At 67.9% G+C, this 26,982-nt stretch carries 19 protein-coding genes and 1 pseudogene; 4 read left to right on the top strand and 16 right to left on the bottom strand.

The features are described 5' to 3' along the window. Positions 1-55: 55 nt before the first annotated feature. The 6 genes and pseudogenes from D8S75_RS06970 to D8S75_RS06945 all read right to left on the bottom strand — a co-directional run bounded on the left by D8S75_RS06970 (position 56) and on the right by D8S75_RS06945 (position 10,026). A complete protein-coding gene (locus D8S75_RS06970; RefSeq protein WP_119965374.1) occupies positions 56-6,163 on the bottom strand; it encodes a hybrid sensor histidine kinase/response regulator in 6,108 nt (2,035 codons plus the stop codon). A 44-nt stretch (positions 6,164-6,207) separates the two neighbouring features. Further along, positions 6,208-8,472: a methyl-accepting chemotaxis protein gene (locus tag D8S75_RS06965; protein WP_119965372.1), complete on the bottom strand. Its 2,265-nt coding sequence runs from the start codon at positions 8,470-8,472 to the stop codon at positions 6,208-6,210. Between the two features lie 21 nt (positions 8,473-8,493). Continuing rightward, the gene (locus tag D8S75_RS06960) at positions 8,494-9,021 is read right to left on the bottom strand and encodes a chemotaxis protein CheW (protein WP_119965371.1); all 528 of its coding nucleotides are present in this window, start codon (positions 9,019-9,021) and stop codon (positions 8,494-8,496) included. A gap of 16 nt (positions 9,022-9,037) precedes the next feature. Continuing rightward, a complete protein-coding gene (locus tag D8S75_RS06955; protein WP_119965369.1) occupies positions 9,038-9,403 on the bottom strand; it encodes a response regulator in 366 nt (121 codons plus the stop codon). Continuing rightward, on the bottom strand, positions 9,403-9,801 hold the full coding sequence (locus D8S75_RS06950) for a response regulator (protein ID WP_119965367.1): 399 nt from the start codon (positions 9,799-9,801) through the stop codon (positions 9,403-9,405). The genes D8S75_RS06955 and D8S75_RS06950 overlap by 1 nt, the downstream gene beginning before the upstream one ends. Positions 9,802-9,852: 51 nt before the next feature. Beyond that, positions 9,853-10,026 (bottom strand): annotated as a pseudogene (locus D8S75_RS06945) (rubredoxin). Between the two features lie 94 nt (positions 10,027-10,120). On the opposite strand from D8S75_RS06945, the gene thiD reads away from it, so the two are divergent. The 3 genes from thiD to yihG all read left to right on the top strand — a co-directional run bounded on the left by thiD (position 10,121) and on the right by yihG (position 13,313). After that, positions 10,121-11,068 (top strand): bifunctional hydroxymethylpyrimidine kinase/phosphomethylpyrimidine kinase, encoded by a 948-nt coding sequence (thiD, locus tag D8S75_RS06940; protein ID WP_119965638.1) that lies wholly within the window; start codon positions 10,121-10,123, stop codon positions 11,066-11,068. Next, on the top strand, positions 11,052-12,362 hold the full coding sequence (hemL, locus tag D8S75_RS06935) for a glutamate-1-semialdehyde 2,1-aminomutase (RefSeq protein ID WP_119965366.1): 1,311 nt from the start codon (positions 11,052-11,054) through the stop codon (positions 12,360-12,362). Before thiD ends, hemL begins: the two co-directional genes overlap by 17 nt. A 78-nt stretch (positions 12,363-12,440) precedes the next feature. Next, positions 12,441-13,313 (top strand): 1-acylglycerol-3-phosphate O-acyltransferase, YihG family, encoded by an 873-nt coding sequence (gene yihG / locus D8S75_RS06930; RefSeq protein ID WP_119965364.1) that lies wholly within the window; start codon positions 12,441-12,443, stop codon positions 13,311-13,313. A 195-nt stretch (positions 13,314-13,508) separates the two neighbouring features. On the opposite strand, the gene purH is transcribed toward yihG, so the two are convergent. From purH to dusB, 3 genes are all read right to left on the bottom strand, one after another. Next, positions 13,509-15,110, bottom strand: a complete 1,602-nt coding sequence (gene purH / locus D8S75_RS06925) for a bifunctional phosphoribosylaminoimidazolecarboxamide formyltransferase/IMP cyclohydrolase (protein ID WP_119965362.1) — start codon at positions 15,108-15,110, stop codon at positions 13,509-13,511. Positions 15,111-15,190: 80 nt separating this feature from the next. Then, a complete protein-coding gene (locus D8S75_RS06920; RefSeq protein ID WP_005799570.1) occupies positions 15,191-15,424 on the bottom strand; it encodes a Fis family transcriptional regulator in 234 nt (77 codons plus the stop codon). Then, complete coding sequence (gene dusB / locus D8S75_RS06915) at positions 15,421-16,470, bottom strand: tRNA dihydrouridine synthase DusB (RefSeq protein ID WP_119965360.1); 1,050 nt, start codon at positions 16,468-16,470, stop codon at positions 15,421-15,423. Before dusB ends, D8S75_RS06920 begins: the two co-directional genes overlap by 4 nt. 158 nt (positions 16,471-16,628) lie before the next feature. Between dusB and D8S75_RS06910 the strand changes: the two genes are divergently transcribed. Next, the gene (locus D8S75_RS06910) at positions 16,629-17,153 is read left to right on the top strand and encodes a YqaA family protein (RefSeq protein ID WP_119965358.1); all 525 of its coding nucleotides are present in this window, start codon (positions 16,629-16,631) and stop codon (positions 17,151-17,153) included. On the opposite strand, the gene D8S75_RS06905 is transcribed toward D8S75_RS06910, so the two are convergent. The 7 genes from D8S75_RS06905 to ychF form a co-directional block, all read right to left on the bottom strand. After that, positions 17,104-18,753, bottom strand: a complete 1,650-nt coding sequence (locus D8S75_RS06905; protein WP_232828948.1) for a bifunctional aminoglycoside phosphotransferase/ATP-binding protein — start codon at positions 18,751-18,753, stop codon at positions 17,104-17,106. The two genes, D8S75_RS06910 and D8S75_RS06905, sit on opposite strands and share 50 nt — an antisense overlap. Next, positions 18,750-19,982 (bottom strand): efflux RND transporter periplasmic adaptor subunit, encoded by a 1,233-nt coding sequence (locus D8S75_RS06900; protein WP_232828946.1) that lies wholly within the window; start codon positions 19,980-19,982, stop codon positions 18,750-18,752. Before D8S75_RS06900 ends, D8S75_RS06905 begins: the two co-directional genes overlap by 4 nt. Positions 19,983-20,013: 31 nt before the next feature. After that, positions 20,014-22,392: an ABC transporter permease gene (locus D8S75_RS06895; protein WP_119965353.1), complete on the bottom strand. Its 2,379-nt coding sequence runs from the start codon at positions 22,390-22,392 to the stop codon at positions 20,014-20,016. A 22-nt stretch (positions 22,393-22,414) separates the two neighbouring features. Beyond that, positions 22,415-23,158 carry an ABC transporter ATP-binding protein gene (locus D8S75_RS06890; protein ID WP_119965351.1) on the bottom strand — a complete coding sequence of 248 codons (744 nt, stop codon included), beginning with the start codon at positions 23,156-23,158 and terminating at the stop codon, positions 22,415-22,417. Positions 23,159-23,362: 204 nt separating this feature from the next. Further along, complete coding sequence (locus tag D8S75_RS06885) at positions 23,363-24,625, bottom strand: GGDEF domain-containing protein (RefSeq protein WP_119965350.1); 1,263 nt, start codon at positions 24,623-24,625, stop codon at positions 23,363-23,365. Between the two features lie 254 nt (positions 24,626-24,879). Then, on the bottom strand, positions 24,880-25,758 hold the full coding sequence (gene rarD, locus D8S75_RS06880; protein ID WP_119965348.1) for an EamA family transporter RarD: 879 nt from the start codon (positions 25,756-25,758) through the stop codon (positions 24,880-24,882). 120 nt (positions 25,759-25,878) lie between these two features. Then, positions 25,879-26,973 (bottom strand): redox-regulated ATPase YchF, encoded by a 1,095-nt coding sequence (gene ychF / locus D8S75_RS06875; RefSeq protein ID WP_119965346.1) that lies wholly within the window; start codon positions 26,971-26,973, stop codon positions 25,879-25,881. Between the last annotated feature and the right edge of the window lie 9 nt (positions 26,974-26,982).

Here is a 26,982-nt window from a genome sequence, read left to right as displayed (position 1 = left end):
GCTTCATTATTCAACAGAGCGCTCCAGAATGCCCAGGCCCGGACAACCCTTCGCGTCAGGCGGCCACCTCGCCTCCCGCCGCCAGCTTGGCGTAATGCTGGATCAGGCTCAGCAACTCGTCGTCCGAGTACGGCTTGCCCAGGTAATGGTTCACACCCAGTTCCATCGCGTGCTCGCGGTGCTTCTGGGCAATGCGTGACGTGATCATGATGATCGGCAGATCGCGCAGTGCCGCATCCGCGCGGATGTTGCGGGCCAGGTCGAAGCCATCCATGCGTGGCATTTCGATGTCGGACAGCACCACGGTGGGGCGCTCTTCCTGCAGGCGCTCCAGGGCCTGCAGGCCGTCGGCCGCGAGCACCACACGGTAGCCTTCGCGCTGCAGCAGGCGCTGCGTGACACGGCGCACGGTGATGGAATCGTCCACCACCAGCACCAGCGGCACCTGTCCGGAGGCCGGAGCCACAGCCGCCACCGGCACCGCGCCGCCCGCCTCGGGCACCACGTTGACCGCCACCGTGCCCAGGGCCACCGGCATGCTGTTGCCCGCTGCGCGCACCTGCTCGCCATACACCGTGGCCAGGGCCACCGGGTTGTAGATGAGCACCACGGCACCGGATGCGAGCACCGACATACCGGCCAAGCCCGGCAGACGGGAGAGCTGCGGTCCAAGGTTCTTCACCACTACTTCGCGGTTGCCCAGCACTTCGTCCACATGCATGGCGATGCGCTGGGACGCGCTGCGCAGCACCACCACGGGCCGGGTCTTGCCCGCCGCGGGCTCGCTGCTGCGCTGCGACGCCTGCAGCAGGGCTCCTGACCAGAAGAAGGGCAGGTTCTCTCCCGCGACCTCGAAGGTGCCCGTGCGATAGGCCGCCTCCAGCTCCACCGTGGGCACGCGGCGCACGATCTCAACCAGGTTGGCGGGTACGCCGATGGCCAGATCGCCCGCGCGCAACATCACAACTTGCGTCACGGCCGTGGTCAGCGGCAGCACCATGCGGAACGCCGCGCCCTTGCCCGTCTCCGTGGTGGTCTCGATGCGTCCCCCCAGCGAATTGACTTCGGAGCGCACCACATCCATGCCAATGCCGCGCCCGGCGAGGCCCGTGACCTCGGCGGCCGTGGAGAAACCCGGCATGAAGATCAGATTGGCCGCCTCGGAGTCGCTGAGATCGGCTTCAGGGGGAATCAGTCCCTGCGAGACAGCCTTGCCACGGATGGCGGACAGGTTCAGCCCAGCGCCGTCATCACGGAACTCCACCGATACGTCGTTGCCTTCATGGCGCAGATTCACAGTGATCGTTCCGGTAGCGGGCTTGCCCTGCGCCATGCGCTGCTCGGGGGTTTCGATGCCATGGGCCACGCAATTGCGCAGCAAATGCTCGAACGCGGGCGTCATGCGGTCCAGCACGCCGCGGTCCATCTCAATCGAGCCGCCGGTAATGTCCAGCTTGATCTGCTTTCCGGTCTCCTTCGACGACTGGCGCACCACGGCATAGAGCCGCTCGGCGATGCCCTCGAACTCCACCATGCGGGTGCGCAGCAGGTCGCGCTGGAGTTCGCGCGCCTGGCGGCCCTGGGCGATGAGATCGTCCTCGGTCCCTTCGACGGTTCGCTGGAGGTTGCGCTGGATGGTGGCCACGTCGTTGACCGACTCGGCCATCATGCGGGTCAACTCCTGCACGCGCGTGAAACGGTCGAACTCCAGGGGGTCGAAGCCCGCCGCCGAGTCCTTGGACAAGGCCAGGCGCGACTGCATCTGGGATTCCGACTGGACTTCGATATCACGCAGTTGCTGGCGCAAGCGCTCCAGGTTGCCTGTGAGGTCGGCCATCGAACCCTTGAGCTGCCCAAGCCGCGCTTCCATGCGCGAACGGGTGATCATCACCTCGCCCGCCTGGTTGACCAGGCGGTCGAGCAGTTGGGCGCGCACGCGCACGGAGTGGCCTGCCGTCGCGCGCACGGGCGCCAGTTCCAGCGGCCCCTGGGGGCGCGCCAGTACCGGGCGCTTGGCCGCCTCTGCCGGAACCGCATCGGCCGCCGCAGGCTCGGGCTGGGACTTGGCAGGCGTGACGGCCACGGGTTCCGCCGGCTCCTGCGCACTGATGGCGCGCAGCGCCGCGAAATTGGCCTGCAAGCCGTCGAAGCTGCCGAGCAGGGGCTCTACATCACCAGCCTGGACCGTTTCCACATCGATCTGCTCGATGGCCGATTCAAGGCGGTGCGAAAGCTCGCCCAGGCGCATGGCCCCGGCCAGCCGCGCGCTGCCCTTGAGCGTGTGCAGAGCGCGCAGCACCTCGGTGCGCGCGGACAGGTTGTCGGGCCGAGCGGCCCATTGGCGCAGGGAACCACCCAGCTGCGGCAGAAGTTCGGCGGCCTCTTCCTCGAAGATAGGGAAGAGGTCTGGATCGATGACGTCAATGGCGTCGATATCGTCATCGATATCCACCACGACATCCTTCACGGGCTCCTCAACCGCAGGCTCCAGATCGCGCACGGGAACCGACAGGGCCGGAGCCACATGCCCACGCTCGGGAACCAGCGGCATTTCCACCGCAGCCTCGACCGGTGCGGGGACGGGCGCAGGCGGTGATTGCTCGGCCAGGCGTGCGGCGAAGGCTTCCTCCTCTTCGGCGCGCAACGCCTGCAGCGCCTGCTCCGCATCCTCCGCGGGCGGCGATTGCGTGCTGATCACCTCGGTTTCGAGAATCCGGCGCAGCGCCTCCAGCACCTGCGGGTTCGACTCCTTGAGGAAACCGGCGGCAAACTGGTGCAAGAGGCGGCGGATGTCCTCGGCCGCGTCCAGGAAGGCGCGTGCATCGTCCGACGAGCCCTGCGACTGCAGTTGCACATGCTCAAGCGCGTGCTCCAACAGACGCGCCGTTTCCGACAGTGCATCGAAGCCGACCGTGGCCGAGCTGCCCGCCAGGGAATGCGCCAAGGCCACGGCCGTGTCCGGCAGACGCTCCTGCAGCTCCATGGACCACTCCTGGAGCGATGTCACCAGGCGGCGCGACCATTCATCGGCCTCGTTCAGGTAAACGTTGTAGAGCGGAATGCTGATGCGCAAATCGCCAATCACCTTGGTCGTTTCGTCGACCATGGGCTCCTGGGATGCCACGGGCTCCTGCGCCTCTTCAAGCGCCTCGGCAGGGGCTTCCTGGGGCTGCACGGGCACCTCCAGCACCGGAGGCTCTTCTGTCGCCACGTCCGGTACCGGCATGGGCTCTTCTGCCGGGATCTCCGACACGGTCGCCTGCACCATGGGCGGCTCGGACTCGGGCTCCACGGGCATTTCGCCCAGCGCCGGGAAACCAAGGAGTTCGTCCACCGGAGCCTCGATCTGCACCGGGGGCTCGGCTTCCATGTCCAGCAACAGATCGACTTCCGCCACCGGCGAGACGACCTCGTGCGCCGGTTCCTGCGGCGACTCCAGCGCGGCGGAGAACTCCGAGAAATCGATGTCCTCGGCCACAGGAACCTCGGAAGCCTCGCCTGCGGCGGGCAACGCCTCCACGCCCAAGGATTGGGTGTCCGAGAAATCCTGCAACTCGGTGTCCTGCGCCCGTGCGGGCAACTCCTCGGCGGGTTCTGCCACAGGCTCCATGGGCTCCTGCACCTGAACCATCGGCGCTTCGGTGGGCTCGCCCGGCAAGGCCAAGGGAACCACGGTGCCCTGCAGGCGCATGGCATCGGCAGAAGCGCTGAACGGCGCCACCTGCCAACCGCCCGCCTGCCCTGCGGCGATATCGTCGGCCCAGCGGCCAAAGGCACGCAATGCCGTTTCGGACAGGTCCAGCAGCGGTGGCTGCATGGGCTTTTGCTCCGCCAGCCAGGCGTTGAGCATCTGCTCCATCGACCATGCTGCCTCGCCAAAATCATTGAGGCCCACCATGCGCGAGCTGCCTTTGAGCGTATGGAACGCCCTGCGCAGGGTGGTCTGCTCGCTCAGGTCTCCGGGTTCCGCATGCAACGCCTGGATCGCGGCCAGCCCATTGCCCACCACCTCGCGCGCTTCCTCCAGGAAGATGTCCAACAGCTCATCTTCCACCTCGTGCACCACGGCGGGCACAGGCAGCGGAACCGGTGCGGGAGACGCCTCCAGAACCGCCGGCACGGTCTCCGCAAGTGGCGGACTGTCAGCGACGACAGGTTCAACCTCGGACTCCATGGCCTCGGGTACCGAGGTGTCCGCAGTCTCAGGCAGCACGGGCACCGGTAGCACTTCCGTCGGCACCGCGGGTTCCGGCGCCACGCCAGGAGCAGCAGGCGCCACGGGCGCATACAGCGAGGCACGCGGCACGACATCGGGCAGCGGCATTGGCGCCCGTTCGTCGATCTTGGAGGCCAGCGCATCCGTGTCCTCGGAGTGGTCGGAGGCGCGCGCGCGGGTCCGACCCATCAGGATGCGCAACTCGCCCAATTCCTCATCGTAGACAAAGAGCTTGCGCGCCATCGCGCGCTGATAGCTGAGCATGTCGATCAGGAAGCCCAAGGCCCCCAGACTGTTGCCCAGCTTCTCGAAAATCTGCTTGCGTTCTGGCTCCGACTCCACGGCATCGACAAGCAGGCGTTCGACCGTGTCGCGCATGCGCAAGACCGCCAGCGAAGCCTGGTCCAGGCCCAGCACCGACAGAACGCCACGCATCTGGGCCAAGCGTCCGGGCACCGTGGCCAGCGGCGACACATCGGCGGGGTTGCGGAAGAACTGGTCCATCGACCGCTCGGCCTCGCCAAGCGTGGCACGCAGTTCGTCGACCACGCTGCCCATGGTCTGGTTGTCGCTGACGCGCCGGTACAGATCCTCCATCCAAGGTTCCAGCGGATCGGGCTCACCGCCCGCGCTCACGCTGTCGAGGCGCTCGGCCAGCCGCTTCGCGCGGGCGACCATCTGTTCTTCCGGGGTGTCCGTTTCCTCCAGGGCCGCTTGCAGGTACAGCACCGAGGTCGCCACTTCCATGGCCAGCGCTGGCGACGGTGGCTCGCCCGAGCGGGTCGTGGTGTCCAGCGCCTTGGTCAGCGCCTGTGCCAAGCTTTCACTGCTGCGGTGGAGCTTGCGCAGGGAGTCGCACACCAGGCTGAACTGGTCTGCAGCCGGCTTGAGTTTGTTGCGGTCGCCCCCAGCGAGGGCCGACCAGGTTTCCGCCGCGGCGGAGATGCGCTTGCGCGCTTGTGCCAGCACGGCGGGGTCGAAACGGCCAAAGCGCCGCGCCTCGTAGTCCACGGGACTGGCGCGATCAAGCCCGAACGCCTTGCGCACGGCACGCAGGTAGGGCACCTCCTCGCCCTCGGCGGGTTGCGCCTGCGAGCAGAAGAACAACAGATCCTGCACCAGCCGGTCGGCGATGCCCGCATCACCCCGCGCCAGCGTGGCGTACTGCATGAGGATGCGCGAGGCCACGCGCTTGGCATACACATCCGGGGTGAACAGTCCACGCCCAAACGCTTCGAAGAAACCCGCGCAGATCTTCCAGAAGGCCCGCGACTGCCGGTCGGTCTGCCCCGCCACGAAACCAGCGCAGATGTCGCGCAACTCGCGCGCGGCATCGAAATCGGCATCCTTGACGATGCGCAGCACCGCCTGATCAAGCCGCGCGCGCGCTGCAGGCCCATAGGCCAACGGTTCCGCCGAGACATCGATCTCGGGCTCGCGGAAACGCCGCTCCACCGGCCAAAGATCGGCCGGATGCACCCGCTCGGTGCCGGTCAGCGCCTGCACGTCACGGTATTGGGGGAACAGCGCCACCGGGGACACCGCCTTGCCCGCCAACACACTTTCAAGGTATTCGCTCATGGCGAAGCTGGCGCGCTCCAGGGCGCCCGCAGCATCGTCGGTGCACAGTTCGGGCCGCTGCACGAATTTCTGCACCGCCGTCTCCATGGCGCGCAACACCAGCGCCGGAGAGGCCATTCCGACCATTTCCAGGGCACCGCTGGCCTGGTGCAACTGCTGGCGGGCGATACGCAGCGTGGCGACGTCCAGCGTCGCCAGATCGGATTCACGCGCCAGATCGGCGTCGTGCACGAAGCGGCGCAAGGCCTTGACGGCACCGTCCAGGGATTTGCGCAGTTCCTCCAGCACCCACGCCAGTGGTCCCAGATCCTGCTCGCCCGGGCCCCCTTCTGCGTTTGGTGCGTTTACGGCATCAGTAGATGACATGAATTCGTTCCCGGCTGCACAGAGCCCGTTCGTTGTTCGGTACGTCAGGCGATCTTGAACCGCGCCACGGACTGGCGCAGTTCCTCGGCCATGGTGGACAGCTCGCGGACCTGCTGCGCCGTGGTGCGCGTGCCTTCACCGGTCTGTTCCGTCACCGCGAAGATGTGCTGGATGTTGTCGGCCACTTCGTTGGCCAGCGTGGCTTCGCGGGACGTGGAAGAGGAGATCTGCTCAATCAGCTCGGCCAGGCGGCGCGACACGCGGTCGATCTCGGTCAGCGCGGTACCGGCGGAGTCGGACAGGCGCGCCCCTTCCACCACACCCTGCGTGGAGCGCTCCATGGCGGCCACGGCGTCCTGGGTATCGGTCTGAATGGCCTTCACGAGCGCCGAGATCTGGCGCGTGGCGTCGGCGGAGCGTTCAGCAAGGCGCTGCACTTCTTCCGCCACCACCGAGAAGCCGCGGCCGGCTTCGCCGGCGGACGCGGCCTGGATGGCGGCGTTCAGGGCCAGCACGTTCGTCTGCTCGGTAATGTCGGAAATCAGCTCGGTGATTTCACCGATCTCCTGCGACGATTCGCCCAGGCGCTTGATCCGCTTGGAGGTGTCCTGGATCTGGTCACGGATCGAGTTCATACCGCCGATGGCGTTCTGCACGGCCTGCAGGCCCGAGTCGGCGGCCTGCAGCGATTGGCGGGCCACGGTAGCGGACTCTTGCGCCTGCGTGGACACCTCGTTGATTCGGGTGGCCATGTCGAGCACCGAGCGGCCGGTTTCACGGATTTCGCGCAGCTGCTCGGTCGATGCGGCCAGCAGTTCGGTGGACGTGTTGTCCACCATGGCGGTGGTCTGCGCCACCCGGGTGGCCGTGTTCTGCACGCTGCCCACCAGCTGGCGCAGCTCTTCCACCGTGTAGTTCACCGAGTCGGCGATGGCGCCCGTGATGTCCTCGGTCACCGTGGCTTCCTGCGTCAGATCGCCTTCAGCGACGGACTGCAGTTCGTTCATCAAACGCAAAATGGCGGCCTGGTTGGCGTCGTTGACCCGCTTGGCCTCCTGCTCCTGGCGCTGAGCGTCCTTCTGCTGGGCCTCGGCCACCTTCTGGCGGCTGCGGCTGTCGAGCAGTTGCACACGCGAAATGCCCACGCCGCACAACAGCACGAAGAAGCCCGCGAGCACCAGCGCGGCCAACTGGCCGGCCCCGATACCCGTCTGAGCGGACAGCTTGCCCTGCAGGCCTTCGAGCTGGCGACGCATCGGTTCACTGTCACCCAAAATGGCGGTCTGCGCCTCGCGCGCCGACACCAGGCCTTGCAGGTTGCCCAGAATGGCGCTGGCCTGGTTGCGGGTGTCTTCGTAGAGCTTGATCAGGGCAGACAGCTGCTCGCGCGTCTGCGCGTCCTTGGTGGCGGCCAGGCGCAATTCGGGGCTGCCGTCGAGCAGGCCTTGCGCGATTTCCTTGAACGAGTTCAAGTCCTTGCCCAGCAGGAACACAGCCTCGGGGCTCACGCCTTCGGCCGTCTGGAATTCGTTGGCCGATTTGCCGATGCGCTGCGTCAACATCACGAGCTGGCCGGCGGCGGAGATTTCGGCCGCAGGAGCGTTCTGCTGAAGCTTGAGCGAAGAGACGGTTTCCGCGATTTCCAGCAGATCGGAAGACTGGCGGTTGATGGTGCGCAGAGCGTCACCCACCTGCGTCAGGATCTTCTGCTGCCCCATCACCACGCCGGCATTGCGTTCGGCGCGCTCCATCAAGGGAGTGATGGCGTCAAGTTCGGGCTTGAACGGCTCACCCAGGGCCTGCACGCCCAGCTCGGAGTCGCCGCCATTGAGGGCGCGCACATTGCGCGCCAGCACACCCGAGCTCTCCACCACGTCGGGGAAGGCCTGGGGACTGCCGACCAGCGCCTGGGACACCGACTTGGCGAGGCGCTGCGACTGCATCAGCGATTGGCCAGTGGCCGCGAGCTGCTGCGCGGAGCGATCGGCCTGCTGCAGCACCCAGAACGCGATGGCACCCAGCACCAGCACGCCCACGGCCAACAGACCCAGCAACCGGCGCTGCTGGCTTGCTGCCGTTCCCGTGCCCAGGACTGGCAGCGAGATGAGTTCATGGTTGGCATCGGCATCGACGGCGGCACTTGCCGCATAGCTCTCGGGTTCGCCCTGCACGCTGTTCAGGCCATCGACCTGGTAGCTCTGGAGCATGTCGGCGGACAGAAATTCCTGGTCTGGCGCCGGGCTTGCCTCGGCCGGCTGATTCGCGGGCTTGCGGTTGAACAGATTACCAATTTTGTTGACAACAGACATGGGGCAGCCTTACAGAAGAACTCAAGCACTGATGCTCAGGAATGCGGTGTGTTGAGACAGGGCCTGAAGATTGAGCTCCTGCCAGCGCTTACCGTCGGAATCGATATAGGTCGAGCCAAAAAATGCCGGCGCATCCTCGGGGGGAGGCTCGGACGCAATGAAGGCATCCGTGCCACGCAGGCCCGCAAGATGGTCCACCAGCAAAGCGGCGTTGACTTCCAGCGCGGCATTGAGTGCCAGCAGGCTGGACTCGGCGAGGGCCTGCTCCGTGCGCACCGGAGCCTCTCCGAGCAGACCCGCCAGATCGACCACACCCGTCAAGCCGCCCCGCAGGTTGGCCACGCCCATGAACCACTTCTGGGTATAGGGCACGGGCTGCACCACCGTCCAGGGGAAGATCTCGCCCGCATGGCCCAGCGGCAGCAGGTAGTATTTCCCGGCGGACTCGACAGCCAGCCAGGAGGAAACGGACAAGCCCTCGGTCCTGGCCGCCTGCAGGCGGCTGGCGAGTCGAATCTGGAGCTCTCGTAGCGCTTCGCGATTGGCCATAGAAGATGCCGGACTCTCAGTTCAGCGCATCGATCTTGGCCTGCAGTTCGGCAGCATCCACGGGCTTGGTGATATAGCCTCGGGCGCCCTGGCGCATGCCCCACACGCGATCGGTTTCCTGGTTCTTGCTGGTGCACATGATGATGGGCACATCGGCATAGAGCGGATCGCGCGAAATGGCCCGCGTAAGCTGGAAACCGTTCTGGCCGGGCATGACGACGTCCATGAGAATCAGGTCGGGCTTTTCCTCGGCCAGCCGGCGGAATGCCTCGTCGGCATTTTCCGCCGTGCGCACCTGCATGCCCTTCTTCTGCAGCAGATCGGTCAGGAACATCAACTCTGTCTTCGAATCATCGACGACCAGTACTTTCTGAATCGGCATCACATCGCTCCTTGATCGGGATTGCCAAACTGCTGCACCGCTTGCAGCAGCTGGTCTTTGGTAAATGGTTTGGTGAGATATTCCTGGCAGCCCACCATGCGGCCGCGCGCCTTGTCGAAAACCCCGTCCTTGGATGAAAGCATCACCACGGGAGTGTCCGCGAAACGGGCATTGCGCTTAATGATGGCCACCGTCTGGTAACCATCGAGCTTGGGCATGAGAATGTCACAGAAAATCAGCTGGGGATGGTAATCATTGACCTTCGCAAGGGCGTCAAAACCATCGTCCGCCAATAAAACTTCGTGCCCACCCTGTTTGAGGAATATCTCTGCGCTGCGTCGGATGGTATTGCTGTCATCCACCACGAGCACTTTGAAAGATGTGCCGGTTGTAGTCAATTGTCACTGCTCCCGATGGGAAAAATAAACAACGCAGGCAGTTGCCGCGCTTCAGATCCGAACCATCTCGAAATCATCCTTGCCGGCACCACATTCAGGGCAGGCCCAAGTGGCTGGAACCCGGTCCTAAGGCGTGCTGGGTGGAATGCCGTGTTCGGGAGAACCCTTGGATTCGTCATAAATCCAACCGCATAGCAAGCACATCCAAGTTAATGAACCGGTCACAGCTTAAAGGGCCTTCACATAGAATGCAATGATTGTATCTAGGCGCCACTGCTGGTTGCCGTTTTCGCGCCACCATCCGCACCGCAACGGGCCCATGCCAAACCAGTCGCCACCCCCCTTTTCCGACGAGGCCGAAACACCTGCCGCCGATGCCCTCCCTCATCCTGCCTGCGTCATGGTGTTCAACGCCAGCGACCCCAGTGGCGCGGGCGGATTGACGGCGGACATCTCCACCATCACCTCGGTGGGGGGTCACCCGGTAGCGGTGGTCACCGGAGCCTATGTTCGCGATACGGCGGAGGTGCGCGACCACTTCAGCTTCGACGACGAGGCGGTCACAGAGCAGGCGCGCGCCGCGCTCGAAGACCTGCCGGTCCAGGTCATCAAGGTCGGGTTCGTGGGCGGCCCGGAGAACATCAGCGCCATCGCCGAACTGGCCGCGGACTACGCCGAGCTGCCGATCGTCAGCTACATGCCCAACCTCTCGTGGTGGCAGGATGGACTGATCGACCAGTACCTTGACGCCTTCCGCGAGCTCATGCTGCCGCAGACCACCGTGTTGGTTGGAAACCACAGCACGCTCTGGCGCTGGCTCCTGCCCGACTGGGAGAGCGAGCGCAGCCCCGGTCCGCGCGACATTGCCGCCGCCGCCGCCGAGATGGGCGTTCCCTACACCCTGGTCACCGGCATCCCGCTGCCCGAGCAGTTCGTCGAGAATGTGCTCGCCTCGCCCGAGTCCGTGCTCTGCAGCGGCCGTTTCGAGCTGTTCGACGCCACCTTCACCGGCGCGGGCGACACCCTGTCGACCGCCCTGGCCTCCCTGCTGGCCTGCGGATGCGACCTGGCCGAGGCCTGCAGCGAAGCCCTGAGTTACCTGGACCGCTGCCTCGACGCCGGTTTCCGGCCCGGCATGGGCCATGTCGTGCCCGACCGCATGTTCTGGGCCGAGCCCGAAGACGGCGACGACAGCGCCGACGACAACAAAGAAGATCAACCCAGCCTGGAAGGCTTCGGCCTTCATTCCCATGACACCAAGCACTGACCTGAATACCTCCCTGTTCGAACGCGCCAAGGCCGTGATCCCCGGCGGCGTCAACTCTCCCGTGCGCGCCTTCCGCGCCGTCGGCGGCACGCCCCGCTTCGTGCAACGCGCCCAGGGCGCTTACTTCTGGGATGCCAATGGCAAAAAGCACATCGACTACATCGGCTCCTGGGGCCCGATGATCCTGGGCCACGGCCACCCGGCCGTGCTCGAAGCCGTGCAAAAGGCCGTGCTCGAAGGCTTCTCCTTCGGCGCGCCTACCGAACGCGAGGTCGAGCTGGCCGAGGAAATCCTGTCCATCGTGCCGTCCATGGACATGGTGCGCCTCGTCAGCTCGGGCACCGAGGCCGGCATGAGCGCCATCCGCCTGGCGCGCGGCGCCACGGGCCGCAGCAAGATCATCAAGTTCGAGGGCTGCTATCACGGCCACGCCGACGCGCTGCTGGTCAAGGCCGGCTCGGGCCTGGCCACCTTCGGCAACGCCACCAGCGCCGGCGTGCCGCCCGAAGTGGTGCAGCACACCCTGGTGCTCGAATACAACAACGTGCAGCAGCTCGAAGAAGCCTTCGCCCTGCATGGCAAGGACGTGGCCTGCCTGATGATCGAGCCCATCGCCGGCAACATGAACTTCGTGCGCGCCAGCGTCGAGTTCACGCGCCGCTGCCGTGAGCTGTGCACGCAGCACGGCGCCCTGCTGGTGTACGACGAGGTCATGACGGGCTTCCGCGTGGCGCTGGGCGGCGCGCAGAGCGTCTATGCCCAGGCCATCCCTGGTTTCGAGCCCGACCTCACCGTGATGGGCAAGGTCATCGGCGGCGGCATGCCGCTGGCGGCCTTCGGCGGCAAGCGCGCCATCATGGAACACCTGGCGCCGCTGGGCGGCGTCTACCAGGCCGGCACGCTGTCGGGCAACCCCGTGGCCACGGCCTGCGGCCTGGCCACGCTGCGCGAGATCCGCAAGCCCGGCTTCTACGAGGCCCTCTCAAAGTCCACGCGCTCGCTGGTTGACGGCCTCAAGGCCGCCGCCGACGCCGAGGGCGTGCCCTTCAGCGTGGACTGCCAGGGCGGCATGTTCGGCTTCTTCCTGATGCCCGAGCTGCCGCAGAACTACCCGCAGGTCATGCGCACCGACAACGCGCGCTTCAACCAGCTGTTCCACGGCCTGCTCGACCGCGGCGTATACATCGCGCCCGCGCTCTATGAAGCCGGTTTCGTCAGTGCGGCGCACACCGCCGACGACATCGCGGCCACGGTGGCCGCCGCGCGCGAAGTGTTCAAGACGCTCTCAAAATAAGAGCTAGCAGCGCTTGCCCTGCAAGCGCTGCACCCCGAAAACACCCTTATTTCTACCGCACCCGCCTCCCCTCCTCCCATGCTTGCTGCACCCAAGTTCCTGTTTGCCGCGCTGATCCTGGCGATCAACACCCTCGTGCTGTGCAGCTCGATGATCCCGTTCGCCCTGGCCAAGCTCATCCTGCCTGTCACCCCGGTGCGCCATGTCTGCGACCGCGCCCTCATGGGCATCGCGGCGCTGTGGATGGACATCAACGCCTTCTGGCTCGGCGCCGTCAACCCGGTGCGCTGGCAGGTCAGCGGCGTGGACGGGCTCGACCCGCGCGGCTGGTACCTCGTGGCCAGCAACCACCAGACCTGGGTGGACATCCTGGTGCTGCAGCGCGTGTTCAACCGCCGCATCCCCATGCTCAAGTTCTTCACCAAGAAGGAGCTGATCTACGTGCCCGTGATCGGCCTGGCCTGGTGGGCGCTCGACTTTCCGTTCATGCAGCGCAAGGGCGGCGCCAGCGCGCGCGCCGACCTCGAAGCCGGGCGCAAGGCCTGCGAGAAGTTCCGCCTCGTGCCCACCTCGGTGATGAGCTTCGTCGAGGGCACGCGCTTCACGCCCGCCAAGCACGCGCAGCAGAAATCGCCCTACCGCCACCTGCTCAAGCCCAAGGTGGGCAGCATCGGCATGGCGCTGGAGACCCTGGGCGACGCCTTCACCGGCTTCCTCGACGTGACCCTCGTCTACCCGCAGGGCGCCCCCACTTTCACCGACGCCCTCTGCGGCCGCATCACCGAGGTGGTGGTGCACGCCCATCTGCGCGCCATCCCGCCGCAGGTGCTGCCAGCCAACGGCGAACCCGCGCCGCGCGCGCCTGTGCAGGCCTGGGTGAACGAGCTGTGGCAGGCCAAGGACGAAGAAATCGAACAGGTGCTGGCCGGGCGCAAGGGCAAACCAAACTGACCCTGCCCCACTCAAAAAGAAAAGCGGCCGAGGCCGCTTTTTTGTTGGATGTCACGCTGCCCTTTGAAACCGGCGCGGCCCAGACCAGCAGACACCGCGCAAGGGCCGCCCCGCCGCGCTGGTGTCGTCCCCCTTCCGCAACGCGCAGCGCTGCAAGAGAAGGGGGAAGCGGCGCAGCCGCTCAGGGGGTTGCTCTCAATGTCTGAAATGGCGCACGCCGCTGAACACCATGGCCACGCCGCGCTCGTCGGCGGCGTCGATCACTTCCTGGTCGCGCATGGAGCCGCCGGGCTGGATCACGCAGGTCGCGCCCGCGTCCACCACCACGTCGAGGCCGTCGCGGAAGGGGAAGAAGGCGTCGCTCGCCACGGCCGTGCCCTGCAGGGTCAGGCCGGCGTGCTGGGCCTTGATGCTGGCGATGCGCGCCGAGTCCAGGCGGCTCATCTGGCCCGCGCCCACGCCCATGGTCATGCCGCCCTTGCAGAACACGATGGCGTTGCTCTTGACGTACTTGGCCACCTTCCAGGCGAACAGCAGGTCTTCCATCTCTTCCAGCGTGGGCTGCTTCTTGGTGACCACCTTCAGTTCGGTGAGCGCCAACTCGTGGTTGTCGGCCGTCTGCAGCAGCAGGCCCGAGCCGATGCGCTTGGCGTCCATGGCGTTGCGGCCGCGCTCCCAATCGGTCTGGCCGCCGCGCGCGGGCAAGGCGATCTTGAGCAGGCGCACATTGGCCTTCGATTTGAAGATCTCCAGCGCCTCGGGCGTGAAATCGGGCGCCATCAGCACCTCGACGAACTGCTTGCTGATCTGCGCGGCGGCCGCGCCGTCGAGCGTGCGGTTCAGCGCGATGATGCCGCCGAAGGCGCTGGTCGGGTCGGTCTGGAAGGCCTTGTTGTAGGCGCTCAGGGCATCCAGGCCCACGGCCACGCCGCAGGGGTTGGCGTGCTTGACGATCACGCAGGCGGCGGCGTCAAAGCTCTTCACACATTCCCAGGCGGCGTCGGCGTCGGCGATGTTGTTGTAGCTCAGCTCCTTGCCCTGCAACTGCACGCCGGTGACCAGCGAGCCGGGCGCGGGGTACAGGTCGCGGTACAGCGCGGCCTGCTGGTGGCTGTTCTCGCCGTAGCGCAGGTCCTGCACCTTGGTAAAGATGCCGTTGCTCTGGCCGGGGAACAGCGCGCGCTGGGGCACGTAGGTTTCGGACAGCTTCTCGGCCTCGAAGCTGACGGAGGAGAGGTAGTCGCTGATGGCGCCGTCGTACTGGGCGATGCGGTTGAACGCGGCCACCGACAGCGCGAAGCGCAGCTTGTCGGACAGCTTGCCGCCGGCCTTCAACTCGGCCAGCACGGCCTCGTACTGGTCGGCCGAAGTAATGACGCCGACATCCTTCCAGTTCTTGGCGGCGCTGCGCACCATGGCGGGGCCGCCGATGTCGATGTTCTCGATGGCGTCTGCCAGCGTGCAGCCGGCCTTGGCCACGGTGGCTTCAAAGGGGTAGAGGTTCACCACCAGCAGGTCGATGGTGTCGATGCCGTGCTCCTTCAGCGCCGCCATGTGCGCGGGCAGCTCGCGGCGCGCCAGCAGGCCGCCATGCACCTTGGGGTGCAGGGTCTTGACGCGGCCGTCGAGCATCTCGGGGAACTGCGTGACCTCGGCCACCTCGGTCACGGGCAGGCCCGCCTCCTGCAGCAGCTTGGCGGTGCCGCCGGTGGACAGCAGCTTGATGCCCAGGGCATGCAAGGCCTGCGCGAATTCGACGATACCGGTCTTGTCGGAGACGGAGAGTAGTGCGTTCATGGTGGTGGTTTTGAAGTGAAATCGTGCTCCAGCGCCCGCCAAGCAAGCGCCAATAGCTATTATTTATATAGCAAAAAAGCTCACAGCAGCTTGTGCTCGACCAGCTTCTTGCGCAGCGTGTTGCGGTTCAGGCCCAGCCATTCGGCGGCGCGCGACTGGTTGTTGTCGGCATGGCTCATCACCACCTCCAGCAGCGGTTTTTCGACCACGCGCACCAGCATGTCGTACATGCCGTCGGGCGTCTCGCCGCCCAGGTCGCGGAAGTAGCCCTGCAGGCTCTCGCGCACGCATTCCTCGATGTGTTTTTTGCTCATGCAGCCAATCCCTCTTGTTCTTGTGCGTCGGCGTCCAGCCCGGCGCTCGCGGCCGGCAGGCGGTCCATCTGTCGGCCCAGGGCCTGCAGGTAGTCGTCCACCGCCTGCCATTGCGCCTGGCAGTCGTCGATCGTATTGATATGTTGTCGGAAATCCTCGCCGCCCGGCAACGCCCGCAGGTACCAGGCAATGTGCTTGCGCGCGCTGCGCACGCCGGTCAGCTCGCCGTAGAGGCGGTAGTGGTCCTGCAGGTGGTCCAGCAGCAGGCGCCGCACCTCGGCCACCAACGGCGGCGCCAGGTGTTCGCCCGTGGCCAGGAAGTGGCCGATCTCGCGGAAGATCCAGGGCCGGCCCTGGGCCGCGCGGCCGACCATGATGGCGTCGGCCCCGGTGCAGGCCAGCACATCGCGCGCCTTCTCGGGCGAGGTGATGTCGCCATTGGCCACCACGGGCACCTGCACCGCTGCCTTCACGGCCGCGATGGTGTCGTACTCGGCCTGGCCCTTGTACCCCTGCTCGCGCGTGCGGCCATGCACCGTGAGCATCTGGATGCCCACGGCCTCGAACTGGCGCGCCAGCTGCACGGCGTTCTTGTGCTGCTGGCACCAGCCGGTGCGCATCTTCAGCGTGACGGGCACATTGCGCGGCGCGCAGGCGTCCACCACCGCCTGGGCGATCGACACCGCCAGCGCCTCGTCCTGCATCAGCGCCGAGCCCGCCCACTTGTTGCAGACCTTCTTGGCCGGGCAGCCCATGTTGATGTCGATGATCTGGGCGCCGCGCTCGATGTTGTAGACCGCCGCCTCGGCCATCATCGCCGCCTCGGTGCCCGCGATCTGCACCGCGATGGGCCCGGGCTCGCCCTCGTGGTTGGCCCGGCGCGAGGTCTTGAGGCTGTTCCACAGGTCCTTGCGCGAGGTCACCATCTCGCTCACCGCGTAGCCGGCGCCGAGCTGCTTGCACAGCTGGCGGAACGGCCGGTCCGTCACCCCGGCCATCGGGGCGACGAACAGACGGTTCGCCAGGGGAATATGGCCGATGTGCATGGGTGAGGGTGGGCAGCGAATGCTGAAAAAGGAGGCAGGATTGTACCTGCTCAAAATTTCAGCAAATGAAATATCCACCCCCATGCCGCCCTCCATGCAACGGTGCCGGCAGCGGCCCGCACGGCCTGCCCCTACACTCCCTGGCCATGGAATCCTGGATGCACGCAATGCTCGGCTGGCTGGCCCTGCCGCAGTTCGGCCTGAGCACGGTCTTTGTCGTCGCCTTCGTGTCGGCGACGCTGCTGCCCATGGGCTCGGAGCCCGCAGTGTTCGGCCTCATCAAGCTCAACCCCGAGCTGTTCTGGCCCGCCATCCTGGTGGCGACCGCGGGCAACACCCTGGGCGGCGGCGTGAGCTGGTGGATGGGGCTGGGCGCGCACCGCGCCTGGGATGCCGCGCGGCGCCACCGGCGGGCCGGCCCCCCCCCGGGCGCCGATGCCAAGCCGGTGCGCGAACTCAGCCGCAACGAGCGCCGCGCGCGCATCTGGCTGCGCAAATGGGGGGCCAAGACCTGCTTGCTGAGCTGGCTGCCCGTGGTGGGCGACCCCCTGTGCGCCGTGGCCGGCTGGCTCAAGCTGCCGTTCTGGCCCTGCCTGGCCTACATGGCCGTGGGCAAGTTTTTGCGCTACCTGTTCATGACGACGGTGCTGCTGCACCTGGTGCCAGGCCAGGTGGGGCTGTAGCCGGTTCTGGCGGCAGCAGCGCGTCCCAGTCCACGGGCCGGGTCGTGTCCACGTGCATGGCCCATGCCTCCTCCTCGGCCGAGAGCGGCCGGGCCGCGGCCCATTGCGATTCGAGCACCCGCACATCGGCCTCGGAGGCATCGCCCCCGGCCTGCTGGCGAGCACGCACACGCTCGCGCAGCACGTCGAGCGGCGCCTCGAAACACAGGATACGGATGGGCACCCGCAGCGCCTGGGCCAGCGCGATGAACCGCGCCCGCAGGGCCGGGTTCAGGAAGGTGGCGTCCACCAGCACCGCGTGGCCGGCATCGAGTGCCGAGCGCGCCGCCCGCGCCAGCCGCTCGTGCGTGCGCAGCGAGGCATCCTGCGTGTAGATGCCGCCGGGCACGGCGCCGCTGGCGTCCTCGGGCGCCAGGCCGAACAGCCGTTTGCGCTCCACATCGGCGCGCACGCGCACCATGCCGCGCTGGCAGACCAGCGCCAACGACTGCGTGCTCTTGCCCGAGCCCGAGAAACCGTGCGCCAGCCACAGCGCCAGGGGCCGAGGCCGGATGAAGCGCAGCGCCAGTTCCAGGTAGCGCCGCTGCTCCCGCAGGCAGGCGGCGCGGGCTTGGCCCTCGGTCTGCGCCAGGCGCAGGCCCGCCACGCGGGCGCGCACCAGGGCGCGGTAGACGCGGTAGTAATCGAGCACCTGCAGGCCTGCGTAGTCGCCCGTGCGCTCCAGCCAGGCGTTGAGAAAACGCCAGGCCAGGTCGGCGCGGCCGCGCGCCTCCAGGTCCATGGCCAGGAAGGCGACATCGGCCACGCCATCGATCCAGCGCAGCGCCGGGTTGAATTCAATGGCATCGAACAACTGCGGCGCATCATCGATGAGCACCAGATTCGCCAGGTGCAGGTCGCCATGGCCTTCGCGCACGCGGCCCGAGCGCAGGCGCTCCTCGAAAACCGGCGCCAGCCTGGCGCCTTGGGCGGCACACCACCGCGCCACATCGCCCAGCAGCGGCGCCAGGTCCGGCGCATCGGCCGCCACGGCCCGCAGGGCGGCCAGGCAGTCATCCACTGGCGCGCGCACGGCCTGCGCCGTACCCCAGCCCTGGCCGGGCAGGGCCACGGCGGCCGCGCCATGGAAGCGCGCCACCTGCCACGCCAGCGCGTCGATGTGCGCGGGCGTGAGCTGCTCCCGCTCCAGCAGGTGGCTGAGCAGCGCCGCCTGATCGAAGCGCCGCATGCGCACCGCGGGTTCGGCATCCGGGGGCGCATCCTCCAGGGGACGCAGGCGCAGTCCGTCCGGCGCGCCGCCCGTGAGTGCCACCAATCCCAGATAAAGGCCCGGCGCGGTACGGCGGTTGATGCGCAGCTCCTCCGCGCACGCGGCGCGGCGCAGCGCCGGGGTGCTGAAGTCCAGGAAATCCAGCCGCAGCGGCTTCTTGAACTTGTAGACATAGTCACCCACCAGCAGCAGCCAGGAGATGTGCGTTTCGATCCATTCCACCGCGCCCACCGGGTGGTCGAAGGCCTGGGGCGAGCGCTGCAGGGCACGCAGGCGCCGTTCGGCGGCGGCGTAGTCGTCCTGCAGGTCCATGGCCCGGGGTTCCGTCACGGCGCGCGCAGCCGCACGCGGGCGCCATCGGCCAGCGTGGCGGGCGGGTACACCACCACCTGCGCGCCGGCCTGCAGCCCCTCCTTCACCCAGGCATGGGTGGCACCGCGCGCCTCCAGCACCACGGGCACGCGGCGGGCGCGCCCCTCTTGCACCACGAACACGGCCATGCGCGGCGCGGCGGGTTCGGCGCCCGCCGCAGCGGCGCCGTCGGCGTGCAGCGGAAACAGCGCGCTCACGGGCACCAGGGTGGCGTCCTCTGCCTCGCGCGTGAGCACGCGCGCCACCACGCGGTAGCCGTCGCCCAGGGCCTCCCACTGCGCGGCCGGGCTAGTCAGGTCGATGAGCACGTTCACGCGCTGCTCCTCCACCCCCAGGGCCGAGACCTTGGTGAACGCCGCCGGCTCCACGGCGCGCACGCGCCCCTGCAGCACGCCGGGACCGCCCCAACGCTCGATGCGCACGGGGCTGCCCGCGCGCACCTGCAGCGCATCGGTGGACAGCAGCGGCGCCACCACCTCCAGCTGCGTGGTGTCGCCCAGCTCGACCAGCACCGTGCCCAGCCCCACCATGCCCTCGCTGGTCTGGGCCACGCGCAGCACGCGGCCGGCCACGGGCGCGCGCACCTCGAAGGCCCGGCCCCCGGCCTGCGGGCGTTGCACCACGCCGAGCGCCGCGCGCGCCTGGGCCAGGTCGGCGCGCGCCGCCTGCTGCTCCAGCATGGCGGCCTGCGCGTCCTTCTGCGCGGCGTCCAGGGCCAGGCGGTCGGCGTCCAGCCGCGCGGCGGCCACGAAGCCCTGCCGCGCCAGGTCCTCGCTGCGGCGCAGGTCGCCGCGCGCCTGCTCCAGCACCACGCGGCTGCGCTCGGCGCGCACCCCGGCGCGCTGCACGCCGGCCTGCGCGGCGTCCACGCGCGCCCGGTGTTCCTGCAGGCTGCGTTCATCGAGCAGGGCCGGCAACGCCGGCAGGATGCGCGCCACCACCTCGCCCGCGCGCACCGCGTCGCCCTCGCGCAGCGCGATGCGCGCCAGGCGCCCGGCCAGCGGGGCCGAGACGGCATACCGGTCGCGCAACCGGGTCTTGGCGTCCTCGTCGATGCCGGTCTCGAAGCGGCCCTGCGCCACGCCCACCACTTCCACCGGCTGCGGCCGGGGCGCGAAGGCCCAGGCCAGCAGCACCGCCAGCGCCACCACCGCGCCCCCGCTCAGCATCCATGTCTTCTTCTGCATCGCCATCGTCCTCGCTTGATCCGTTTTTCCGTCACTCGCGCGTCTTGAGCGCGCCCACCATGTCCAGCTGGTCGATCCGCCGCCGCACCACCAGCGCGCTGGCCGCACCCGCGGCCACCACGCACAGGCCCGCCACGGCATAGGTGCGCGGGCCGATGACCACGGGGAACAAAAACTGGTCGTTCTTGAGCAGGTCCACCACTAGGTGCACCAGCCCCCAGCCCAGCGCCATGCCCAGGGGCAGCGCCAGCGCGATGCCGATGGCCAGCTCGCCCAGCAGCAGCGCCGAAACCTCGCCGCGCGTGAAACCCAGCACACGCAGGCTGGCCAGCTCCCAGGTGCGCTCGGCCAGGGCGATGCGGGCATTGTTGTAGACCACGCCCACGGCGATCACGGCCGCGAACAGCGTGAGGATGGTGCTCATGATGCGCACGTTGCGCGCGCTCACGTCCTCCATGTTGCGCAGCAGCGTAGCCTTGCTGAACGCCCCCGCCACGCGCGGCAGGCCCTTGGTGGCCTCCAGGAAGCGCGGCTCGGCGCCCGGCTCCAGCGCCACGGCGAATTGCGAGGCCACGTCGCCCTCCTGCAGCCAGCGGTTGAGCGTATCGCGCTGCACGTAGGCGTTGAGGCCCATCATCTCGCGCACGGTGGCCTGCACGGGCACGGTCAGGCTGCGCTGGCGGCCTTCGAGCACCTCCAGCTGCACCATGTCGCCCACGCGCAGGCCGAGCTTGTCGGCCAGGCGGTCGGTGAGCAGCAGGCCCGTCGCCGGCACGGGGCTCTGGCGGCCGTCCACGTCGATGATGCGCTGCAGGCGCGCATCCGGCACGATGCCCTGCAGGCCCACGCGCTCGCTGCGGTGGCCGTGGCGAATGCGCACGGCCACGCCGCGCGAGGGCTCCACCAGCGCCACGCCCGGCAAGCGCGCCAGTTGCAGGAGGGCCAGGGCATCCACGGGCTCGGCCATCCACACGGTCACGTCGCTGCGCATGGCCAGTTCGAAGGTGGTGTCGACGATGTGGTCGATGGCGTCGCTGAAGAAGTTGCCCATGATGACGATGGCCACCGACGCCGCCGTGCCGCCGATGGTCAGCAGGGTGCGCAGCGGCCGGCGCTCCATGTTGCGCAGCACCATGCGCAGCGCGGGCGGAATGCGCTGCACGCCCAGACGCTCCAGCACGGTGCGCCGGTACAAGCCGGGCGCGGGTGGGCGCATGGCCTCGGCCGGCGCCAGGCGCACGGTGGCGCCCACGGCGCTGAGCGTGCCCAGCAGGGCCGTGGCGCCGGTCACGCCCGCGCCGACAAGGAACAGCCACGGCGCGATGCGGTGCCCGAACACCGGGAAGAAAAAGAATTCCGCGTACAGCCGCGTCAGCAGGGTGCCCAGCCAGTCGCCCAGCGCCACGCCCAGCAGCAGCCCCACGGCGACGATCAGCGCCACGAGCTTGAGGTAGTGCCCGGCGATCGCGGCATTGGCATAGCCCAGCGCCTTGAGCGCGGCGATCTGCTCGCGCTGCGTGGACACCAGGCGCGAAAGCACCACGTGCAGCAGGAAGGCCGCCACGGCCAGGAAGATGGCGGGCAGCACGGTGCCCAGCACGCGCTGCTCCTTGATCTCGGCGTCGAGCATGGCGTGCGAGGGCTGGTCTTCCCGGCCCCGGGCGTCGCGCCCGCCGTAGGGCGCGAGCAGGCGCGAGAGTCCGTCGAGCACGGCGGGCTCCGAGGCCTGGGGCGCCAGCTTGACGGCCACGCGGTTGAACGCGCCCTGCATGTCGTAGGCGGCGGCCAGGGCCTCGCGGTCCACCCAGAAGACGCCGAAGCCGCGCATGTCGGGCACGCCCGCGAGCCCGGCGAAGATGTATTCGGGCGACAGCGCTGTGCCCACGATGCGCAGGCCGCGGCGCTTGCCGTTGACCAGGGCCGTGAGTTCATCGCCCGGCCGCAGCCCGCGCACGGTGGCGAAGCCTTCGGACACCAGGGCGTCGATGGCACCGTCGCCGCGCGCCTGCCCGGCACCGGCGGGCGCCAGGGCGCGCCCGTGGCGCACGGTGACCTGGTTCATGCGCGGCGGCTGGCGCAGGTCCACGCCGATGAGCTGGCCCAGGATGGGGTCGGACAGCCCCGCGATCTCCACGCGCACCACCTGCTCCACCGTCACCTGCACATCGGCCACGCCGGGCACGCCGCGCAACACCTCGGCCAGCGCCAGCGGCGCGCGCTTGACGCTGGCGAAGGCGTCGGCGAAATGGCCCTGGGCGTAGAACTGGTCGCGCGCCAGCGCCAGCGAATCGACCGCCGACAGGCAGGTGATGAAGCCGCCCAGCCCGCTGGCCACCACCAGCGCGATGGTGAGCGCCTGGCTCCACATGCGCCGCAGGTCGCGCAGCAGCTTGCGGTCGAGGGCCTTCATGGGCCTGTGCCCCAGGACGGCATCACCAGGACAGCTCCGAGGGCGAGACGCGGTGCGCGTTGCGCTCCACGCGCTGGATGGTGCCGTCGCCCAGGTAGACCACGCGGTCGGCCATGGCGGCGATGGCGGCGTTGTGCGTGATGACCACCGCCGTGGTGCCCAGTTCGGCGTTGATGCGGGCGATCACCTCCAGCACCATCTTGCCGGTCTGGTAGTCGAGCGCACCCGTGGGCTCGTCGCACAGCAGCACCTCGGGGCGCTTGACGATGGCGCGCGCGATGGCCACGCGCTGCTGCTCGCCGCCCGAGAGCTGCGCCGGAAAATGGTGCTGGCGCGGCGTGAGCCCCACCATGGCGATGGCCTCGTCGATCGCCATGGGGTGCGGCGCGATGTCGGTCACCAGCGCCACGTTCTCACGCACCGTGAGGCTGGGGATGAGGTTGTAGAACTGGAACACGAAGCCCACGTGCTCGCGCCGGTAGTCGGTCAGTTCGGCCTCGCTGGCACCGGTCAGGCGGTGGTCGGCGAACCAGACCTCGCCCGTGGTGGGCACGTCCAGCCCGCCCAGGATGTTCAGCAGCGTGGACTTGCCGCTGCCCGAGGCGCCCAGCAGCACCACGAACTCGCCGCGCACGATCTGCAGATTGACATCGTGCAGGGCCCGCACCGCCACGGCGCCGGTCTGGTAGGTCTTGCCCAGGCCCTGGGCGCGGAACACGGCCTCGGGCGCCGGGCATGGCGGGGAAACTGCGGGGATGGTGGGCATGCGAAGCGGTGTCGGGCACCCGGCAAAGCGGCCGGTCCTTCCAGTGTGGCGCCTGCGGGAGGGGTGTCAACCAATCCGGTCAAGAAAACCGCCGCCAGTGGCGCGGCGCACACCCCTTAAGCTATTAAAAAAATAGCTACTGACGCATGCTGGACGGGAGAAATATCGAAAAACCCTGCGAAACCGCTCTCCCACCGGCAGCGGTCAGATGGACGCCGGCCCGAGCATTTGCACCGAGACCGACGGATCGCCCTTGACCACCGGCTCTTCCACCACCACCTGGTTGCGTCCGCCCTCCTTGGCCATGTACATGGCGGTGTCGGCGCGCGCGAAGAATTCCAGCACCGACTCGCCCGGGATGTACTGGGTGACGCCGATGGACACCGACACGCGGCTCTTGGGCAGGCCCTTCCAGGCATGGGACTCCACCTGCGCACGGATACGCTCGCAGGTGTTGAGCGCGGGCAGCAGCGCGGTGGCGGGGAAGATGAGCAGGAATTCCTCGCCGCCGTAGCGGCCGAAGAGGTCCCCCGCGCGCACGTTCTCCTGCGCCACGCGGGCAAAGCTGCGCAGCACCTCGTCGCCGCCCAGGTGGCCCAGTTCATCGTTGATGCGCTTGAAATGGTCGAGGTCGATCACGGCCAGGCACAGGGGGATGCCGGTTTCGTCGGCCAGCTGCCTCTGCTCTTCGAGCGCCGCGACGATGTAGCGGCGGTTGAAGCAGCCCAGCAAGGTGTCGCGCTGCGCGTCTTCCTGGATGTTCTTGAGCTTGCGGCTGGCCCGGTGCAGGATGCGGTGCAACATCTGCACCTTGCCGGTCAGGAAGGCAAAGGCCGGCAACGATGCGGCCAGCGCCATGAAGTGCAGGATCTCCAGCCGCAACAGCGCCTCGTTCTGCTGCTGCGCATGGTGCAGCACGATCACCAGCGCATAACCCGCCAGCAGGCCGACAGCGAGCACGAACGCCTTGGCGCGCGAAATGCGGTACATGCCGTAGGCCAGGGCGACGAAGGAGAAGGGCGCCAGCAGGATCTGCATGACCGGTTCGAGGTACACCACCACCAGCATGCAGCCCAGGGCCGTGGCGACGATGGGCAGCTTGAGCCGCTTCTCGCGGAAACGGAAATGCTGGCCCGTCTTGAACACGGCAAAGAAGGCCAGCATGAAGAAAGCCGCCATGCCCGCGAGGACATAGACCGTGGACAGCCGCACCATGTCCAGCGCATGGAAACCCAGCGTCGCCAGCATGAACAGGCCGATCAGGGCGGTAGCGATGCTCCACTTCTGCGCATTGGAGCGCTTGCCCACGGGTTTGCTGGCATCCGTCTCGCGGCGCGCCGGCCGCGTGCTCCCCTCCGACGAATCGTCGAAGTCCATGATCGCATCGGTCAGGGGAAAGACGTCCGTGCCGGTGAACTGCGGCTTGCTACGCCCGAAAAACAAGGAAAGGATGGTGGCGGTACCCATGAGCCTTGAACGCGAGGAACGTCGTTGTGTCTACAGGTTGTATGGACTGGAAAGCAGTGGGTGCCAATTGCCGCCGGCCGCTCCACACGGCCCCCAGAACCCTGCGCGCGCATTCTGAAGACCGCCCCCGGCACGCCCCCAGAGGCGCACCGGGCACTGGTAAACGGAGCATCTTACGGACAACCGCCCTACCCCTCCCCCGGGTTTTCCAGTATGCCACCAGCGCGGCCCGCCGCGAACATGCCGGACGCCATTCAGGCCGGCTGGACACGGCGGCGCGAGCGCCAGCCTTCGAGCGTGTAGACCAGCAAGGCCGCCCAGATCAGCACGAAACCCGTCAGACGCGCGGGATCGAAGGCCTCATGGAACAGCCACACCCCCAGCGCGAACTGCAGGCTGGGCGAGATGTATTGCAGGATGCCCATGGTGGCCAGCGGAATCCGGCGCGCGCCGGCCGCGAACAGCAGCAGTGGCACGGCCGTGACCGGCCCGGCCAGCGCCAGCCAGCCCAGGGTGGCGGCGTCGCCCTGCGCCAGTGCCCCCTGGCCCTGCCAGGCCCAGGCGCCCAGCACGGCCAGCGTCAGCGGCGCGAGCAGCACCGTCTCCAGGGTGAGTCCTTCCAGCGCGCCGAGCACCGCCACCTTGCGCAGCAGGCCGTAGAAGCCGAAGGTCAGCGCCAGCACCAGCGCGATCCAGGGCAGGCGCCCGGCCTGCACCGTCAGCCACAGCACACCGGCCGCCGCCACGGCCACGGCAAGCCACTGGCCCGGGCGCGGCCGCTCGTGCAGGAACACATAGCCCAGCGCCACGTTGACCAGCGGCAGGATGAAGTAGCCCAGGCTGGCATCGACCACATGGCCGTTGTTCACGGCCCAGACATAGGTCAGCCAGTTGGCGGCCAGCAGCAGCGCCGACAGCGCGAACGCGCCCAGCACGCGCGGCTGGCGCAGCACCTCGCGCATCCAGGCCCACTGCCGGCGCACCGCCAGCAGGGCCAGCACGAACACCAGCGACCACAGCGTGCGGTGCAGCACCACTTCGAGCGCGGGCACATCGGCCACCTGGCGGAAATACAGGGGGAACAGGCCCCAGGACAGGTAGGCCAGCGCGGCGTAGACGATTCCGGTGTTCATGGGCCCATCCAGAGAGGGCAGCGCATGGCGCTGCACTGGTAAAAAAATCGGCCGCCAAGGCGCATCCACGAAAGGTGCGCCACGGGCGGCCGGACGCTGGCGCAAGCGCCAGGCGTGGGGTTAGACGTTGAACAGGAAGTTCATCACGTCGCCATCCTTGACGACGTATTCCTTGCCTTCCGCGCGCATCTTGCCCGCGTCCTTGGCGCCCTGCTCGCCCTTGTATTGGATGAAGTCGTCGAAGGCGATGGTCTGTGCGCGGATGAAGCCACGCTCGAAGTCGCCGTGGATCACGCCTGCGGCCTGGGGCGCGGTGTCGCCCACGTGGATGGTCCAGGCGCGCACTTCCTTCACGCCGGCGGTGAAGTAGGTCTGCAGGCCCAGCAGCTTGAAACCGGCGCGGATCAGGCGGTTCAGGCCCGGCTCGCTCTGGCCCATCTCGGCGAGGAACAAGTCGCGGTCCTCGTCGCTCATCTCGGCCATCTCGGATTCCATCTTGGCGCAGATGGCGACCACGGGCGCGTTCTGCGCGGCCGCGTATTCCTTCAGGCGCTCCAGCAGCGGGTTGTTCTCGAAGCCATCCTCGCTCACGTTGCCGACGAACATGGCCGGCTTGGCCGTGATCAAGCAGAAGGGCTTGAGCAGCGGCGCGTCTTCCTTGCTCACGGGCACCGTGCGCGCGGGCTTGCCTTCGTTCAGCGCGGCCTGGATGGGCGTGAGCAGCTGCACCAGCTTGACCGCTTCCTTGTCGTTGCCGCTCTTGGCGGCCTTGCTGTAGCGGTTGAGCGCCTTCTCGACGGTGCCCAGGTCGGCCAGGCACAGCTCGGTCTGGATGACCTCGATGTCGGAGATCGGATCGACCCGACCGGCCACGTGGATCACGTTGTCGTCCTCGAAGCAGCGCACCACGTTGACGATGGCGTCGGTCTCGCGGATGTGGGCCAGGAACTGGTTGCCCAGGCCCTCGCCCTTGGAGGCGCCGGCCACGAGGCCCGCGATGTCCACGAACTCGACGATGGCGGGCACGATGCGCTCGGGCGAGATGATCTCGGCCAGCTGGTTCAGGCGCGGATCGGGCACTTCCACCACGCCCGTGTTGGGCTCGATGGTGCAGAAGGGGTAGTTCTCGGCGGCGATGCCGGCCTTGGTCAGCGCGTTGAAGAGGGTGGACTTGCCGACGTTGGGCAGGCCCACGATGCCGCATTTCAGGCTCATGGCAGGGCT

Source organism: Simplicispira lacusdiani, assembly GCF_003604195.1.
In the GTDB taxonomy this organism is placed as follows: Bacteria; Pseudomonadota; Gammaproteobacteria; order Burkholderiales; family Burkholderiaceae_C; genus Simplicispira; species Simplicispira lacusdiani.
This window is presented reverse-complemented; position numbering and strand designations above follow the sequence as displayed.